Consider the following 16,889-nt stretch of genomic DNA (forward strand, 5'->3'; position numbering starts at 1 on the left):
ACCGGGGGACCGGTGCCTTTTTCATTGGGGGTGCGGCGATGCGGGTGGCGGTGCTGGGCGGCGGGATCGGCGGGCTGGCGGCGGCGCTGGCCTTTGCGCGGCGGGGCCATGACGTCGCGGTGTTCGAGCGCGCGCCGGACCTGACGGAAGTGGGCGCGGGGTTGCAGATCAGCCCCAACGGCATGGCGGTGCTGCGCGCGCTGGGCGTGGGCGATGCGATTGCTACCGCGGGGCTGCGCAGCGCGGCGGTGGTGCTGCGCGATGGGCCGTCGGGGCGGCTTGTGCTGCGGATGGATCTGGCGGGACGGGACTTCCTGCTGATGCACCGCGCCGACCTGATCGGGGTGCTGGCGGATGCCGCGCGCGCGGCGGGCGTGGCGCTGCGGCTGGGGCGCGCGGTGCGCGCGGTGGGGACCGACGGCCGGGTGGATGGCGAGGCGTTCGATCTGGTGGCGGCGGCGGACGGGCTGCATTCGGTGGCGCGGGGGGTGCTGAACGGGCCGGCCCATCCGTTCTTCACCGGGCAGGTGGCGTGGCGCGCGACGGTGCCGGGGGACGCGGCGCGCGAGGCGGTGGTGCGGATGGGGCCGGGGCGGCATCTGGTCGCCTATCCGCTGCGGGGCGGGACGGTGAACCTGGTGGGCGTCGAGGAACGGCGCGACTGGACCGCCGAGGGTTGGCACCATGCGGGCGACCCGGACGCGTTCCGCGCGGCCTTTGCCGGCTTCGGCGAGGCGCGCGATCTGCTGGGCCGCGTCGATGGCGTGAACCTCTGGGGGCTGTTCCGGCATGAGGTGGCGCAGATATGGCAGGCAGGGCGGCTGGCGCTGCTGGGCGATGCCGCGCATCCGACGCTGCCGTTTCTGGCGCAGGGGGCCAATCTGGCGCTGGAGGATGCCTGGGTGCTGGCCGCGCAGGCGGACGACCTGCCGCGCTATCAGGCTTTGCGGCGGCCCCGCGCGGTGCGCGCCATTGCCGCCGCGAACGCCAATGCGCGCAACTATCACCTGCGCGGCCCGGCGCGGCTGGCGGCGCATGCGGCCCTGCGGATGGCGCCGGGGACGCTGATGCTGCGGCGGCTGGACTGGCTTTACGGCTGCGACGTGACGCGGGGCTAGTCTTCGGCGGTCGCCTCGGCGCGGCTTTTGCCGGTGACGTCCTGCGCCAGGGTGGCGGCCATGAAGCGGTCGAGATCGCCGTCGAGCACGCCCTGGGTGTCGGACGTTTCGACCTGGGTGCGCAGATCCTTGACCATCTGGTAGGGTTGCAGGACGTAGGAGCGGATCTGGTTGCCCCAGCCGGCATCGCCCTTGGCCTCGTGCGCGGCGTTGATGTCGGCGTTCCGGCGGTCGAGTTCCATCTGGTAGAGCCGCGATTTCAGCGCCTTCATGGCGATGTCGCGGTTCTGGTGCTGGGACTTTTCCGAGGATGTGACGACGATGCCGGTGGGGATGTGGGTGATGCGCACCGCCGAATCCGTGGTGTTGACGTGCTGGCCGCCCGCGCCCGAGGACCGGTAGGTGTCGAGGCGGATGTCGGAGGGGTTGACCTCGATCTCGATATTGTCGTCCACCACGGGATAGACCCAGACGCTGCTGAACGAGGTATGGCGGCGCGCGGCGCTGTCATAGGGGCTGATGCGGACCAGGCGATGCACGCCGGATTCGGATTTCAGCCAACCATAGGCGTTGTGGCCGCTGATCTTGTAGGCGGCGGACTTGATGCCCGCCTCCTCGCCCGGAGATTCGGACTGAAGCTCGACCTTGTAGCCCTTCTTTTCCGCCCAGCGGACATACATCCGCGCCAGCATCGCGGCCCAGTCGCAGGATTCGGTGCCGCCCGCGCCCGAGTTGATTTCGAGGAAGGTGTCGTTGGCGTCCGCTTCGCCGTTCAGAAGCGCCTCGATCTCGGCCTCGGCGGCGCGGTCGCGCAGGCCGCGAAGGGCCGCTTCGGCCTCGGCCACGATGTCGGCGTCGCCCTCGGCCTCGCCCAGCGCGATCAGCTCGACATTGTCGTCGAGTTCGCGGGTCATGGTGCGGTAGCGGTCCATCGCATCCACCAGCGTCTGGCGGTCGCGCATCAGCTTCTGCGCGGTGTCGGGATCGTCCCAGAGCGCGGGATCCTCGACGCGGGCGTCAAACTCCTCCAGCCGGTGCGCGGCGGTCGGCCAGTCCATCCGCTGGGCGAGCAGGTCGAGCGACTTGCGGATGGCGGCGGTGACGGTCTGGATTTCGGCGCGCATGGGGGATCCTTGCTGTGGTCTTGCGATGTAACCTTGCGGGGGAAGGGGGCAAGGGAGGGGTGCCGCCCGGCGCGCGCGGGGTTAAAGTCAAAGGCAGGGAGGATCGCCATGAAACACACCGTCGTCTTCGACTGCGAGTTCCTGACCGCCGGAGGGGCGCCTTCGCGCTTCTGGTGCGGGCCGTATGACCCTGATCCGGTCGTTGCCCAGATCGGGGCGGTGAAATTGGGGCTGGAACCAGACTTTCCACTGATCGAGACGCTGCGCCTTTACGTCGTTCCGCACGATCGGCATGGCAAGCGCGTGGCACTGGAACCATTCTTCACCAAGTTGACGGGAATCGCGGAGGACCATGTCGAGCGCGAAGGGCTGCGGTTGGGCGACGCGCTTGGACAGGTCAGCGGTTTTGCCTCGGGCGCGCGTCTATGGTCGTGGGGCAAGGACGAGTTCAACATGGTGGCGATCAGCTGTTACGTCGAGGACGTTCCGCCGCCGATTCCCGCTGCGCAGTTCGGGAATGCGTGCCACCTTCTGCTGAAGGCCGGGATGCCCTATGAGGATTTGGAGAAGACCCGCAGCGACCGGCTGGCCGACCATTTCGGCATCGCGCATCCGCCGCTTCGGGGGCATGATGCGCTGGATGACGCCCTGTCGGTCGCCTATGTGCTTCGAAGCTTCCTGAGAAGCGGGACGTTGCAGTCCTTTGACTTCGAGTGACAGCGGGGCGTCCCCGATCCGCCCCTAATACAACCCGCCCGAGGACATCGAGCCGAACGTGGCCTTGCGGCCCGGAATGACGGCCGTGCCGCCGCCGCCCGAACGGACCTGCTGGGCGCCGCCCGATTGCTGGTAGAGCGGCAGGTTGGCGCCCATCGCGAAGCCGCCATCGTAGGCCACGCCGAAGAGCGGCTCTTCGCCAAGGCGGAAATACTCGGCGACCACGTTGTCGCCGGTGGCGTCGTCGGACAGCCGCGCGCCGGTGAAGCGGTCGATGTTGATGAAGCGGCCGCCGGGCGGGATGCGGAACGGGCCGCCGCCGTATTTCGCCGTCGCCGCCTTCATGAAGCTGTTGAAGACCGGCGCGCAAAGCCCGCCGCCCGAACCCGACCGGCCCATCGGACGCGGACGGTCGTAGCCGATATAGCACCCCGCCGCGATGTTCGAGGTGAAGCCGACGAACCATGCATCCTTTTCGTCGTTCGTGGTGCCGGTCTTGCCGGCGGTGGGCACGCCGAGGTCGATCTTGCCGCGCGCGGTGCCGCGTTCGACCACGCCCTTGAGCATCGAGGTGAGCTGATAGGCGGTGATGGCGTTCATCACCTGATCGTTCTCGGACACGATCTGCGGTCCCTTGCCGGGCGGCAGCGAGGGCAGCAGGCAATCGACGCAGGTGCGCCTGTCGTGGCGATAGACGGTCTTGCCATAGCGGTCCTGCACGCGGTCCACCAGCGTCGGTTCCACCCGTTCGCCGCCATTGGCGAACATCGCGTAAGCCGCGACCATCTTGTAGAGCGTCGTTTCCTCGGCCCCCAGCGAATTGGCCAGATACCGGCCCATATTGTCGTAGACGCCGAAGCGTTCGGCGTAGCGCGCGACGGTGTCCATGCCCATCTCCTCGGCCAGACGGACGGTCATCAGGTTGCGCGACTGTTCGATCCCGGTGCGCAGCGGCGTGGGGCCGTAGAAGCGGTTGGAATAATTCTTGGGTCGCCAGAGGCCCTGCGGCGTGTTCACCTCGATCGGGGCATCGACGACGATGGTGGCCGGCGTGAAGCCCGAATCGAGCGCGGCGGCATAGACGAAGGGCTTGAAGGCCGAACCGGGCTGGCGGGTGGCCTGCGTGGCGCGGTTGAAGACCGAATGCTGATAGCTGAAGCCGCCCTGCATCGCCAGAACGCGCCCGGTATGCACATCCATCGCCATGAACGCGCCCTGGACGGCGGGCACCTGCCGCAGCGTCCAGCGGATGAAGGCGCCGTCCTCGTCGGCGGTCATGGCGCGGACATGGACGACATCGCCCACCGACAGGATCGCGTCCATCGGCTTGCCGGTCCATTCCACGTCCTTCGCGGGCACGACCGGATCGGGGTCGCCCTCGGCCCAGCCCTCGATGCCGAGTCTCGCCTCGCCGCCCTCGATCCCCAGCACGACGGCGGGGAACCATTCGTTCTCCAGATGGATGTCGCGGGCGATCTCGGTCTCGGCCAGCGCCTCGCGCCAGTTGTCCAGCTGCTCGGGCGGGATGGTCTTGCCCGATCCGCGCCAGCGGCCCAGGCCCCGGTCGTATTGTTCCAGCGCGCGGCGCAGCGCCTCGGCGGCGTCGTCCTGAAGGTCGGGGTCGATGGTGGCGCGCACGGCAAGGCCACCGCCCAGAAACTCGCCCTCGCCGTAATCGCGGCTGAGCTGGCGGCGGATTTCGTCGGTGAAGTAGTCGCGGGGCGGCAGGGCGGATTTGAAACTGTCGATCTGGCCGCCCTGCACGGTGTCGAGGGGGGCCGCGATGGCGGCCTCGTAGGCGGCCCGGTCGAGATAGCCGTTGTCGCGCATCTGGCCCAGGACGTAGTTGCGCCGTTCGATCGCGCGGTCGCGGGCGCGCACGGGGTGATAGGTGCTGGGCGCCTTGGGCAGCGCCGCCAGATACGCGGCCTCGGCCGGGGTCAGGTCGGCGAGGGGCTTGTTGAAATAGGTCTGCGCGGCGGCGGCGACGCCGAAGCTGTTCTGGCCCAGAAAGATCTCGTTCATGTAGAGTTCGAGGATCTTCTCCTTGCTCAGCGTGTCCTCGATCCGGCTGGCGAGGATCAGTTCCTTAACCTTGCGCTCGGCCGAGCGTTCGCCGCCCAGAAGGAAGTTCTTCATCACCTGCTGGGTGATGGTCGAGGCGCCGCGCACCGCGCCGCCGCGCGCGGCGTCCACCGCCGCCGACAGCATCCCCATCGGGTCGTAGCCCTGATGCTGATAGAAGGTCTTGTCCTCGGCCGAGATGAAGGCCGCCTTGACCAGATCGGGGATCTCTTCGGCCGGGACGAAGAGGCGGCGCTCGGTGGCGAATTCGTCGATGATGCGGCCTTCGCCCGAATAGATGCGGCTGACCGTGGGGGGCTGGTACTGGGCGAGCTGGTCGGTATCGGGCAGGTCGCGCCCATACATCCAGAACACCCCGCCGATGGTCAGCGCGGCAAAGAGCGCGCCGATGGTCACGAGCGAGAAGATGCCGCCGAGGATCGACAGGACGAAGCGGATCATGTGGGGCCCCCAAAGGCGCTGCCCTGTCCGGGCACCGGACGCGGTTTATAGGGCAGGGCGGGGTCTGCGTCAAAACCGGCGGGGGCGGAAAGGCGCCGGGTGACGGCCTTGTGAGGGGCGGTCAGCGGTCGGCGTGCCAGTCGGTCAGGCGGCGCAGGCCCTCGCGCATGCGTTCGGTGCTGCCGGCATAGGAGAGCCGCATCCACGACGCGCCGCGGGTCGGGTCGAAGTCGAGGCCGGGCGTCACCGCGACGCGGGCGCGGTCGAGGATTTCGCGCGACAGCGCCAGCGAATCCGGCCCCAGCGCCGAGGTGTCGGCATAGATGTAGAAGGCCCCGTCGGGGGGTGCGATGCGGTCGAACCCGGCGGCGGGCAGCCCCGCCAGCAACAGATCGCGGTTGGCGGCATAGACGGCGCGGTGCGCGTTCAGTTCGTCCGCGCAGTCGAACGCAGCCAGCGCAGCGATCTGGCTGGCATGGACGGGGCAGATGAACATGTTCTGCGCCAGCCGCTCGACCCGGCGGACGTGATCCGGCGGCACGATCATCCAGCCGATCCGCCAGCCGGTCATCGAGAAGTATTTCGAGAAGGAATTGATGACATAGACGTCGTCGGTCAGTTCAAGCGCCGACGTGGCGCGCGTGCCGTAGTCGATGCCGTGATAGATCTCGTCCGCCACCACGGCGATGCCGCGATCCCGCGCGGCGTCCAGCAGCCCGCCCAAAGCCGCGCGGTCCAACATGGTGCCCGCCGGATTGCCGGGCGAGGCGAGGATGAGGCCCGCCAGATCACCGGGCAGGGTATCGGGGACGGGCTGCATCCGGTGTTCCAGATGCGTCTCGATCCCCACGGCGCGCAGCGACAGCGCCTTGAGGATGTGGCGATAGCTGGGATAGCCGGGCAGGCCGAGGCCCACGCGGTCGCCGGCGTCGAAAAGCGCGGTGAAGGCCAGCAGGAAGCCCGCCGAGGCGCCCGAGGTGACGACGACGCGCGCCGGATCCAGATCGACGCCATACCAGTCGGCGTAATGGCGCGCGATGCGCGCGCGCAGTTCGGGCAGGCCCAGCGCGACCGTATAGCCCAGAGGCCCCGACGCCATCGCGCGCACCAGCGCGTCGCGCGCGCCCTGCGGCGCGGGGGTGGCGGGCTGGCCCACCTCCATGTGCACGATGTCGCAACCTTGCGCGTCGGCGGCGCGCGCGGCCTCCATCACGTCCATGACGATGAAGGCGTCCACGTCGCCGCGCGAGGATTGTCGCATGGGGGTTCTCCGCAATTCAGGCCCGTCCTGCCGCGCCCGGCGGGCGGGGTCAACCGATCACGATCGGGCCATCGCGCTTGCGCGCGGGCGCCATCGCGGGAATGGTGCCGCGACCCATTCGCCGGAGCGTCCCATGCTGAAAGCCCTGCCCCTTGCCCTGCTGGCGTTTGCCGCGCCCGCGGCCGCCGATATCGCCGCCATGACCGATGCCGAGCGCGAGACGTTCCGCGCCGAGGTGCGCGATTACCTGATGGAAAACCCCGAAGTGCTGATGGAGGCGATCGGCGTGCTGGAAACGCGGCAGGCCGAGGCGCAGGCGGCGGGCGACAGCCAGATCGTCGCCGCCAACAGGGACGCGCTGACCGGCGACGGCCATTCGTGGGTCGGCGGCAACCCCGAGGGCGACCTGACGGTGGTGGAGTTCATGGATTACCGCTGCGGCTATTGCCGTCGGGCGGCGCCGGAAGTGGCCGAGCTGCTGGAAAGCGACGGCAATATCCGGCTGATCGTCAAGGAGTTTCCCATTCTCGGCGAGCAATCGGTGCTGGCCAGCCGCTTCGCCATCGCGACGCTGCGCGAGGCGGGCGATGCGGCCTACGAGACGGTGCACGACGCGCTGATCGCCCTGCGCGGCGACGTGACGCCCGAGGCGCTGGCCGATGTCGCGCGCGCGGCCGATCTGGACGCGCAGGCGATCCTGGCGGGCATGGACGATGCCGAGGTGGATCGCATCATCACCGAGAATCACGCGCTGGCGCAGGCGCTGGCGATCAACGGCACGCCGAGCTTCGTCATCGGCGACCAGCTTGTGCGCGGCTATGTGCCGCTGGAGGCGATGCAGCAAATCGTCGAGGCCGAGCGCGAGGGCTGATGCGGGGGAACCGGACGGGCCGTCCGCGATTGGGCGGCATGCCCGGACTGACATCGTGAGCGCATCGGACGAAGCGAAAAAGAACGGAAGCGCCACCGAATCCGAGGAGGAGGAGGCGTCCGTCAACGAGGCGGGCCGCCTGACGGCCCGGCTGATCTATGAGGTCGTGCGCCGCGACGGCCTGGACGAGATGTCGCGCCCGGTGATGTCGCTGACCTTCTCGGCGCTGGCCGCGGGAATCCTCATCGCTTTCTCTGTCCTGGGCGAGGCGGTGTTCAGGACGCATCTGCCCGAGCATGCCGCCTGGAGCGGGCTGGTGCAGAGCCTGGGCTATTCGTTCGGCTTCGTTCTGGTGATTCTGGGGCGGATGCAGCTTTTCACCGAAAACACCATCAGCACCGTCCTGCCGCTGATGGCCGGACCGTCGCGGCACTATTTCATCTGCACCGCGCGGCTTTGGGCGATCGTGCTGTCGTGCAACGTTGCGGGCTGCTTCGTCGCGGCGCTGTTCATCGCCTATTCGGGCGGGGTGTCCGACGATCTGGTGGCGGCCGTGCGCGCCATTTCCGAACATGCGACCAGCATTTCGGGCTGGACCGCCTTCGCCAGGGCGATCCCCGCGGGCGTGCTGATCGCCGCCTTGGTCTGGATGTTGCCCGCGCTGCCGCATAACGGGCTGCTGCTGATCGTGATGTTCACCTGGCTGATCTCGGTCGGGGATTTCGCCCATGTGGTCGCCGGGTCGGTCGAGATGGCCTTTCTGATGGTGACGGGGCATCTGGGCGTGGCGGAGGGATTCGTGGGGTTCTGGCTGCCGGTTCTGGCGGGGAACTTCGCCGGCGGAACGGCGGTGTTCACGCTGATCACCTGGGCGCAGGTCAAGTCCGAGGTACGCGACGACGCGTAACGCGCGCTTTTCAAGCGGTCGCGGCTGTCCTACCGTCGCGGGGCCGCAACCCCGGAGAGTGCCTTCATGTTCGACGCATCCATGACCTTCGATCTGGGCGAGGACGTGAACGCCCTGCGCGAGACCGTGCATCGCTGGGCGCAGGAGCGGGTGAAGCCCATCGCCGGCGAGATCGACCGCACCAACGATTTTCCTGCGGATCTGTGGCCAGAGATGGGCGATCTGGGGCTGCTGGGCATCACCGTGCCCGAGGAATACGGCGGCGCGGGGATGGGCTATCTGGCGCATGTCGTCGCCGTCGAGGAGATCGCCCGCGCCAGCGCCAGCGTGTCGCTGAGCTATGGCGCGCATTCCAACCTGTGCGTGAACCAGATCGCGCTGAACGGCACCGACGCGCAGCGGCAGCGTTACCTGCCGCCGCTGGTCGCGGGGCGGCATGTCGGCGCGCTGGCCATGTCGGAAGCGGGGGCCGGATCGGACGTGGTGGGCATGAAGCTGCGCGCGGAAAAGCGCAACGATCACTACCGCCTGTCGGGCACGAAATACTGGATCACCAACGGCGCCGAGGCGGAAACGCTGGTCGTCTATGCCAAGACCGACCCCGAGGCGGGCAGCCGCGGCATCACCGCCTTCCTGATCGAGAAGTCGATGACCGGCTTCACGCAATCGGCGCATTTCGACAAGCTGGGGATGCGCGGATCGAACACGGCCGAGCTGATCTTCGACGACGTGGAGGTGCCCTTCGACAACGTGCTGGGCACCGAGGGCGGCGGCGTGAAGGTGCTGATGTCGGGGCTGGATTACGAACGCGTGGTGCTGTCGGGCATCGGCACGGGCCTGATGGCGGCCTGTCTGGACGAGGTGATGCCCTATATCGCCGAGCGGCGGCAATTCGGGCAGCCGGTGGGATCGTTCCAGTTGATGCAGGGCAAGATCGCCGACATGTATGTCGCGATGAACACCGCGCGGGCCTATGTCTATGAGGTCGCGCGCGCCTGCGACGCGGGCCGCGTCACCCGCCAGGACGCCGCCGCCTGCGTGCTTTACGCCAGCGAGAAGGCGATGGAGGTCGCGCATCAGGCGGTGCAGGCGCTGGGCGGCGCGGGGTTCATGAACGACGTGGCCGTCAGCCGCATGTTCCGCGACGCCAAGCTGATGGAGATCGGCGCCGGCACCAGCGAGATCCGGCGCATGCTGATCGGGCGCGAGCTGATGGGGGCGATGCGGTGAGAAGGGCGGCTTGATCTGGCGGGTCCTGTTGTGTCTTGCGGTTCCGGCGGCGGTCGCGGGCTGGGCCTGGGGACGCCTGCCGGACGAGGGCGACGCGATCCGCGCGGTGGCGCAGCGCCATGTCGCCGCGATGGCGGCGGCGGGGCAGGGGGCGGCCGAAACCGATTGCGTCGGGCGGCCCGGATCGGGGCCGGGCGTCTGGATCGCCGTGATCTGCCGGTCGGGCGCGGGTGCCGCGCGCATTTATCGTCTGGACCGGCGCGGACGCATCCTGCCGCCGGGCGCGCCGTCGGCATGACGCCGCAGCGCTTGCCGGTGCGCGACAGCCCCACTAGGCTGCGGCGGATGGCAGGCAGGAACGGGACCGCAGGGTGAAGCTAGGCTCGACCATCGTGACCGGCGGGGCGGAGTTCGCCGCCAACCGCGCGCATCACCTGGCGCTGATCGACCGCGTGGGCGATGCCGCCCGGCAGGCGGCGGAAGGCGGCGGCGAGCGGGCGCGCGACCGGCATACGAAACGCGGCAAGCTGCTGCCGCGCGACCGGATCGCGGGGCTGCTGGACCCCGGATCGCCGTTTCTGGAAATCGGCGCGACCGCCGCGCACGGGATGTACGACGGCGCCGCCCCCGGCGCGGGCGTCATCGCCGGGGTGGGTCGCGTGCAGGGCCGCGACGTGATGGTGGTGTGCAACGACGCCACCGTGAAGGGCGGCACCTATTTCCCGATGAGCGTGAAAAAGCATCTGCGCGCGCAGGAGATCGCCGAGGAATGCCGGTTGCCCTGTCTCTATCTGGTCGATTCGGGCGGCGCCAACCTGCCCCAGCAGGACGAGGTTTTCCCCGACCGCGACCATTTCGGGCGCATCTTTTACAACCAGGCGCGGATGAGCGCCAAGGGCATCGCGCAGATCGCGGTCGTCATGGGGTCGTGCACGGCGGGGGGCGCCTATGTGCCCGCGATGTCGGACGTGACGATCATCGTGCGCGATCAGGGCACGATCTTTCTGGCCGGCCCGCCGCTGGTCCGCGCGGCCACGGGCGAGGTCGTGACGGCCGAGGATCTGGGCGGCGGCGACGTGCATACGCGGCTGTCGGGCGTGGCCGATTATCTGGCCGAGGACGACGCGCATGCGCTGGCGCTGGCGCGGCAGGCGGTGGCGTCGCTGGGCCGGGACGCCGGTGCGGCGGTGGACCGGCGCAACCCCGAACCGCCCGCCTATGACCCCGAGGAGATCCTGGGGATCGTGCCCGCGCAGCTGACGGCGCCCTATGACGTGCGCGAGGTGATCGCGCGGATGGTGGACGGCAGCCGGTTCGACGAGTTCAAGGCGCGGTTCGGCTATACGCTGGTGACGGGCTTCGCGCATCTGGCGGGCATTCCCTGCGGGATCGTGGCCAATAACGGCGTGCTGTTCAGCGAGGCGGCGCAGAAGGGCGCGCATTTCGTCGAGCTGTGTTCGCAGCGGTCCATCCCGCTGGTCTTCTTGCAGAACATCACGGGCTTCATGGTCGGACGCCGGTACGAGAACGAGGGCATCGCGCGACACGGCGCCAAGATGGTGACGGCGGTGGCGACGACGGCGGTGCCCAAGGTGACGATGGTGATCGGCGGCAGTTTCGGGGCGGGCAATTACGGCATGGCGGGACGCGCCTATCAGCCGCGGTTCATGTGGTCGTGGCCTGGCAGCCGCATTTCCGTCATGGGGGGCCCGCAGGCGGCGGGGGTGCTGGCCACCGTGCGCCGCGACGCGATGGAGGCGCGCGGCGAGCCCTGGTCCGAGGCGGACGAGGCGGCGTTCCGCGCGCCCATCGTCGCGCAGTTCGAGGAGCAGTCCGATCCGCTCTATGCCTCGGCGCGGCTTTGGGACGACGGCATCGTCGATCCGCGCAAGGCCCGCGACGTGCTGGCCCTGTCGCTGCGCGCCGCCCTGAACGCCCCAATCGAGGAGACGCGGTTCGGCGTCTTTCGGATGTGAGCGGGGCCGACGTCATGGAACGGCTGGCCAGCGCTTATCCGGGTGCCGAAACCTTCACCTTCGGGGACGGTCCCGACCTTTGCGCCGCGTTGCTGGCGGCGGCCCGGTCGGGCGCCAAGACCGCGACCTGCGGCGCGCTGCGCGATTTCGAGGCGGGCGAACCGATGCCGGTCGTCGGACGCCGAGACATCGCGCTGGACCGGGACGGAACGCCTGCGCTGGTGATCGAGACGACCGAAGTCACCCTTGTGCGCTTTCGCGACGTGCCCGAGGGAATTGCCCTGGCCGAGGGCGAGGGCACGTTCGAGGAGTGGCGCATGGGACACGAGAGGTTCTTCGCGCGCAACGGCGGATACGACCCGGAAATGATGCTGGTCTGCGAGCGGTTCCGGCTGTTGGAGGATCTCGATGCACGGTGACGCCCCGATGTTCGACCGCATCCTGATCGCCAACCGGGGCGAGATCGCGTGCCGGGTCGTCGCCACCTGCCGCCGGATGGGGGTCGAGACGGTCGCGGTCTATTCCGACGCCGATGCGGGCGCGCGGCATGTCGCGATGGCCGACCGCGCGGTGCATATCGGCGGCCCTGCGCCCGCCGACAGCTATCTGCGCGGCGACCGGATCATCGCGGCCGCGCTGGAAACCGGCGCGCAGGCGATCCATCCCGGTTACGGCTTCCTGTCTGAGAACCCCGATTTCGTCGAGGCCGTGGTGAAGGCCGGGCTGGTCTTCATCGGACCGTCCGCTGATGCGATCCGGGCGATGGGCCTGAAGGATGCGGCCAAGGCGCGCGTGGCCGATGCGGGCGTGCCGGTCGTGCCGGGCTATCACGGTCGCGACCAGGCCGATGTGCGTCTGGCGCAGGAAGCCGCCGGGATCGGCTGGCCGGTGCTGATCAAGGCGGTGGCGGGCGGCGGCGGCAAGGGCATGCGTCTGGTCGAGCGCGAGGCCGATTTCCCCGACGCGCTGCGCGCCGCGCGGGCCGAGGCGAAGGGCGCCTTCGGCAACGACGCGGTGCTGGTCGAGAAGTTCATCGCCGCGCCGCGCCATATCGAGGTGCAGATCTTCGGCGACGGCACGCGGGCCGTGCATCTGTTCGAGCGGGATTGTTCGCTTCAGCGCCGCCACCAGAAGGTGATCGAGGAGGCCCCGGCCCCCGGCATGACGGACGAGATGCGTGCGGCGATGGGCGACGCGGCAGTGCGCGCGGCCGAGGCCATCGGCTATGCCGGCGCGGGCACGGTCGAGTTCATCGTGGACGGGTCCGACGGGCTGCGGCCCGACCGGTTCTGGTTCATGGAGATGAACACGCGCTTGCAGGTCGAGCATCCGGTCACGGAAGCCATCACCGGCGTCGATCTGGTCGAATGGCAGTTGCGCGTCGCGGCCGGGGCGCCGCTGCCGGTGGCGCAGGCGGATCTGGCCATCGACGGCCACGCCTTCGAGGCGCGGCTTTATGCCGAGGACGTGCCGGCGGGGTTCCTGCCCGCCACCGGCACGCTGACGCATCTGGCCTTTCCCGACGACGCGCGCGCCGATACCGGCGTGCGGGCGGGCGACACGATCAGCCCCTGGTACGATCCGATGATCGCCAAGATCGTCGTGCACGGACCGGACCGGGCGCAGGCGCTGGCGCGGCTGCGGCGGGCGCTGGCGGCGACGCAGGTGGCCGGGTCGGTCACGAACCTCGCCTTCCTGCGCGCGCTGGCCGCGCATGAGGGGTTCGCGCGGGGCGAGGTCGAGACCGGGCTGATCGCGCGGGATCTGGACGATCTGACGCGCGAGGTCGCGCCCGCGCCCCGCGACCTGGCGGCGGCGGCGCTTCTGGCGGCGGGGCTGACGGCGGGGCTGGACGCCACGGCCCCGTTCGAGGGGTTTTACCTTTGGTCGCCGCTGACGCACCGGGTGCATCTGGACGAACGCGCGGTCGCGCTGACGCCCGCCGATAACGGGTGGCACGTTTCGGGCGACGGCTGGCAGGTGCTGGCGCGGCGCGCGGCGGGCGGCTGGCGGATCGACGGACGGGACGCGCCGCCGGCGGTGCGGCACGGCGCGACGGTGACGGTCTTCGGCGAGGCGACGCATGCCTTCGCCGTCCCCGATCCGCTGGACCGCGCAGGCGCGGCGGGGGCAGGGGCGGGCACGATCGAGGCGCCGATGCCGGGGCTGGTGCGCAAGGTGCATGTGGGACCGGGCGACGACGTGACGGCGGGCGATCCGCTGGCCGTGCTGGAGGCGATGAAGATGGAACACGTGCTGCGCGCCGCCCGCGACGGCAGGGTGGCCGAGGTGCTGGCGACGGAAGGCGCGCAGGTCGATGCGGGGACGGTGCTGATCGTGCTGGAGGACGAGGAATGATCGTGCTGCATCATTGCCACGAGACCCGCTCGATGCGGGTTCTGTGGCTGCTTCACGAGCTGGAGGTCGAGTTCCAGGTTCGGGTGCGGCCCTTCGACCGGTCGCTGCGCGATCCCGAATACCTGTCGCTCAGCCCCGCCGGGCGCGTGCCCGCACTGGAGATCGACGGCGAGACGTTGTGGGAATCGGGCGCCATCATGGAAGTGCTGTGCGAGCGGTTCGCCGAACGCGGGCTGGGGCGGCCGCCGGGCGACATCGACCGGCCCGACTGGCTGGTCTGGTTGCATTTCGCGGAAACGGTCAGCCAGCATTCCGCCGCGCTGACCCAGCAGCACATCGCGCTGCGCGAGGATGCCATGCGCTCGCCGGTCATCATGCGGCTGGAGGCCGCGCGGCTGCGCAAATGCTATGCCGCGATCGAGGCGCGGCTGAGCACGCCGGTCGAGAACCGCGAGCATCTGCTGACCAGCGGCTTTTCGGCCGCCGACATCGCCGTGGGGCAGGCCGTCTATATGGCGCGGCATTTCGCGGCGCTGGACGATTTCCCCGAAACCGCGCGGTGGTATGCGCAGATCACCCAGCGGCCGGCCTTTCTGGCCTCTCTGCCGCCAGAAGGGGCGGAGCGGCTCTTCGCGCGCGACTTCTATCCGGCCTGGGACAGATGAGCCGCCCGGTCCAGATCGTCGAGGTCGGCCCCCGCGACGGATTGCAGAACGAGCCGGGGATCATCCCGACCGCCGCCAAGATCGCGCTGATCGACGCGCTGGCCGATGCCGGGTTGCGGCGGATCGAGGCGGCGTCGTTCGTGTCGCCGCGCTGGGTGCCGCAGATGGCCGATGGCGCCGACGTGCTGGCCGGCATCGCGCGGCGGCCGGGCGTCGTCTATTCGGCGCTGGTGCCCAATCTGCGCGGTCTGGAAGCCGCGCGCGCGGCGGGCGCGGACGAGGTCGCGGTCTTCGCCAGCGCGTCCGAAGGGTTCAGCCGGGCCAACCTGAACTGCACCATCGCCGAATCGCTGGACCGCTTCGCGCCGGTGCTGGACGCGGCGGACAGGCCGGTGCGCGGCTATGTCAGTTGCGTGACCGACTGCCCGTTCGACGGCCCGGTGGCGCCCGAGGCGGTGGCCAAGGTCGCGCGGGCGCTTTTCGACATGGGCTGTTTCGAGGTGTCGCTGGGCGACACGCTGGGCCGGGGCACGCCCGACCGGGTGGGCGCGATGCTGGATGCGGTGCTGGACGCGGTGCCGGCCGAGGCGCTGGCGGGGCATTTCCACGATACGGGCGGTCTGGCGCTGCGCAATGTCGAGGAGGCGCTGGAACGCGGCGTGCGGGTCTTCGACGCGTCGGCCGGGGGGCTGGGGGGATGTCCCTATGCGCCGGGCGCGGCGGGCAACCTTGCGACCGAGGCGCTGGTGGCGCGGCTGGAGGCGCTGGGATTCGCCACCGGCGTCGATGCGGCGCTGCTGGACCGGGCGGCGGGAATGGCGCGCGGAATGAAGGGGGCGAAAGATGGACACGATCGCGGTTGAGCGCGACGCGCGCGGCGTGGCGACGGTGACGCTGGCGCGGCCCGAAAAGCGCAACGCCCTGTCGGCGGCGATGATCGCCGAGCTGCACGCGGCGGCGACCGATCTGGGCGGCGACGCATCGGTCCGCGCGGTGGTGCTGACGGGGCAGGGCGCGGCCTTTTGCGCGGGGGGCGATCTGGACTGGATGCGCCGGCAGATGGGCGCCGATGCCGCCACCCGCGCATCCGAGGCCGGGGCGCTGGCCGCGATGCTGGGCGCCTGGGACGCGCTGCGGCGTCCGGTGATCGGGCGCGTGCAGGGCGCGGCGCTGGGCGGCGGCGTCGGGCTGGCCTGCATTTGCGACGTGGCGGTGGCGTCGGACGAGGCGACCTTCGGGCTGACCGAGGTGCGGCTGGGGCTGATCCCGGCGACGATCGGCCCCTATGTCGTGGCGCGGATGGGGCTGGCGCGGGCGCGCGAGGTGTTCTTTTCAGGCCGGACCTTCGGGGCGGACGAGGCGGTGCGGCTGGGGATCGTCGCGCGCGCAGTGCCGGCGGCGGATCTGGACGCGGTGGTCGAGGCCGAGGTCGCGCCCTATCTGAAGGCCGCGCCGGGGGCCGTCGCCGCGGCCAAGACGCTGGCGCGGCGGCTGGGCGGGGCCGCGTCGGACGCCGATGTGCGCGCCAGCATCGACGCGCTGGTCGCCGCCTGGGAAGGGGACGAGGCACCGCAAGGCGTCGCCGCGTTCTTCGACCGCCGCCCGCCGCCCTGGGCCGGGTGAACCCGGCCGTTGACCCCGGATGCCCAGGGGATTAGACCCGCCACGATACCCGACCCGGAGAGTTGCGCATGGATGTCGCCTTCGTCTCGATCGACGCGATGCTGTCGCGCGATTACCTGCCGATCCTGATCCTGCTGGACATGGCCGTGGCGCTGGGCGCGATCCTGGTGCTGGCCGCGGTGATCCTGGCCGTCCGCAGCCCCGACCCCGAGAAGGTCAGCGCCTACGAATGCGGGTTCAACGCCTTCGACGACGCGCGGATGAAATTCGACGTGCGGTTCTATCTGGTCTCGATCCTGTTCATCATCTTCGATCTGGAAATCGCGTTCCTGTTCCCGTGGGCGGTGTCGTTCTGGGCGATGACGGATCTGGCGTTCTGGTCGATGATGGTGTTCCTGACCGTGCTGACCATCGGCTTCGCCTATGAATGGAAGAAAGGCGCGCTCGACTGGGAATAGGCTGCGACCGGGTGGCGCGGCCGCGTTGACCGCACCCTGCGCAACGACTAGCTGA

Annotated in this window: 16 protein-coding genes; 13 read left to right on the forward strand and 3 right to left on the reverse strand. The window is 69.9% G+C overall.

Annotation, left to right across the window (positions count from 1 at the left end):
* Positions 1 to 38 precede the first annotated feature (38 nt).
* Positions 39 to 1,118, forward strand: a complete 1,080-nt coding sequence (locus OCGS_RS04165; RefSeq protein ID WP_007425980.1) for an FAD-dependent oxidoreductase — start codon at positions 39 to 41, stop codon at positions 1,116 to 1,118.
* On the opposite strand, the gene prfB is transcribed toward OCGS_RS04165, so the two are convergent.
* Positions 1,115 to 2,242, reverse strand: coding sequence for a peptide chain release factor 2 (prfB, locus tag OCGS_RS04170; protein ID WP_007425981.1), 1,128 nt, complete (start codon positions 2,240 to 2,242; stop codon positions 1,115 to 1,117). The two genes, OCGS_RS04165 and prfB, sit on opposite strands and share 4 nt — an antisense overlap.
* Before the next feature lie 108 nt (positions 2,243 to 2,350).
* On the opposite strand from prfB, the gene OCGS_RS04175 reads away from it, so the two are divergent.
* On the forward strand, positions 2,351 to 2,959 hold the full coding sequence (locus tag OCGS_RS04175; protein WP_007425982.1) for a 3'-5' exonuclease family protein: 609 nt from the start codon (positions 2,351 to 2,353) through the stop codon (positions 2,957 to 2,959).
* A 24-nt stretch (positions 2,960 to 2,983) separates the two neighbouring features.
* Here OCGS_RS04175 and OCGS_RS04180 read toward each other — a convergent pair whose 3' ends face one another.
* Both OCGS_RS04180 and OCGS_RS04185 read right to left on the reverse strand, forming a co-directional pair.
* Positions 2,984 to 5,485: a penicillin-binding protein 1A gene (locus tag OCGS_RS04180; protein ID WP_007425983.1), complete on the reverse strand. Its 2,502-nt coding sequence runs from the start codon at positions 5,483 to 5,485 to the stop codon at positions 2,984 to 2,986.
* A gap of 121 nt (positions 5,486 to 5,606) precedes the next feature.
* The gene (locus OCGS_RS04185) at positions 5,607 to 6,746 is read right to left on the reverse strand and encodes a pyridoxal phosphate-dependent aminotransferase (RefSeq protein ID WP_007425984.1); all 1,140 of its coding nucleotides are present in this window, start codon (positions 6,744 to 6,746) and stop codon (positions 5,607 to 5,609) included.
* A 133-nt stretch (positions 6,747 to 6,879) separates the two neighbouring features.
* Between OCGS_RS04185 and OCGS_RS04190 the strand changes: the two genes are divergently transcribed.
* From OCGS_RS04190 to OCGS_RS04240, 11 genes are all read left to right on the forward strand, one after another.
* A complete protein-coding gene (locus OCGS_RS04190; protein ID WP_007425985.1) occupies positions 6,880 to 7,617 on the forward strand; it encodes a DsbA family protein in 738 nt (245 codons plus the stop codon).
* A gap of 55 nt (positions 7,618 to 7,672) precedes the next feature.
* On the forward strand, positions 7,673 to 8,524 hold the full coding sequence (locus OCGS_RS04195) for a formate/nitrite transporter family protein (protein ID WP_007425986.1): 852 nt from the start codon (positions 7,673 to 7,675) through the stop codon (positions 8,522 to 8,524).
* 66 nt (positions 8,525 to 8,590) lie between these two features.
* Entirely contained in the window at positions 8,591 to 9,754 is a 1,164-nt protein-coding gene (locus OCGS_RS04200) for an acyl-CoA dehydrogenase family protein (protein ID WP_007425987.1), read from the forward strand.
* A gap of 10 nt (positions 9,755 to 9,764) precedes the next feature.
* Entirely contained in the window at positions 9,765 to 10,052 is a 288-nt protein-coding gene (locus tag OCGS_RS04205) for a hypothetical protein (protein ID WP_007425988.1), read from the forward strand.
* 73 nt (positions 10,053 to 10,125) lie between these two features.
* The gene (locus OCGS_RS04210; RefSeq protein WP_007425989.1) at positions 10,126 to 11,730 is read left to right on the forward strand and encodes a carboxyl transferase domain-containing protein; all 1,605 of its coding nucleotides are present in this window, start codon (positions 10,126 to 10,128) and stop codon (positions 11,728 to 11,730) included.
* Between the two features lie 14 nt (positions 11,731 to 11,744).
* Positions 11,745 to 12,149 carry an ASCH domain-containing protein gene (locus tag OCGS_RS04215; protein ID WP_007425990.1) on the forward strand — a complete coding sequence of 135 codons (405 nt, stop codon included), beginning with the start codon at positions 11,745 to 11,747 and terminating at the stop codon, positions 12,147 to 12,149.
* A gap of 7 nt (positions 12,150 to 12,156) precedes the next feature.
* Positions 12,157 to 14,088 carry an acetyl/propionyl/methylcrotonyl-CoA carboxylase subunit alpha gene (locus OCGS_RS04220; protein WP_040610486.1) on the forward strand — a complete coding sequence of 644 codons (1,932 nt, stop codon included), beginning with the start codon at positions 12,157 to 12,159 and terminating at the stop codon, positions 14,086 to 14,088.
* Positions 14,085 to 14,753, forward strand: coding sequence for a glutathione S-transferase family protein (locus OCGS_RS04225; protein ID WP_007425992.1), 669 nt, complete (start codon positions 14,085 to 14,087; stop codon positions 14,751 to 14,753). The genes OCGS_RS04220 and OCGS_RS04225 overlap by 4 nt, the downstream gene beginning before the upstream one ends.
* The gene (locus tag OCGS_RS04230) at positions 14,750 to 15,616 is read left to right on the forward strand and encodes a hydroxymethylglutaryl-CoA lyase (RefSeq protein WP_007425993.1); all 867 of its coding nucleotides are present in this window, start codon (positions 14,750 to 14,752) and stop codon (positions 15,614 to 15,616) included. Before OCGS_RS04225 ends, OCGS_RS04230 begins: the two co-directional genes overlap by 4 nt.
* Entirely contained in the window at positions 15,597 to 16,376 is a 780-nt protein-coding gene (locus OCGS_RS04235) for a crotonase/enoyl-CoA hydratase family protein (RefSeq protein WP_007425994.1), read from the forward strand. Before OCGS_RS04230 ends, OCGS_RS04235 begins: the two co-directional genes overlap by 20 nt.
* An 89-nt stretch (positions 16,377 to 16,465) precedes the next feature.
* Positions 16,466 to 16,834 (forward strand): NADH-quinone oxidoreductase subunit A, encoded by a 369-nt coding sequence (locus tag OCGS_RS04240; protein ID WP_040610519.1) that lies wholly within the window; start codon positions 16,466 to 16,468, stop codon positions 16,832 to 16,834.
* The last annotated feature ends 55 nt before the right edge of the window (positions 16,835 to 16,889 follow it).

The sequence above is a fragment of the Oceaniovalibus guishaninsula JLT2003 genome, assembly GCF_000299575.1.
GTDB classification, from domain to species: Bacteria; Pseudomonadota; Alphaproteobacteria; order Rhodobacterales; family Rhodobacteraceae; genus Palleronia; species Palleronia guishaninsula.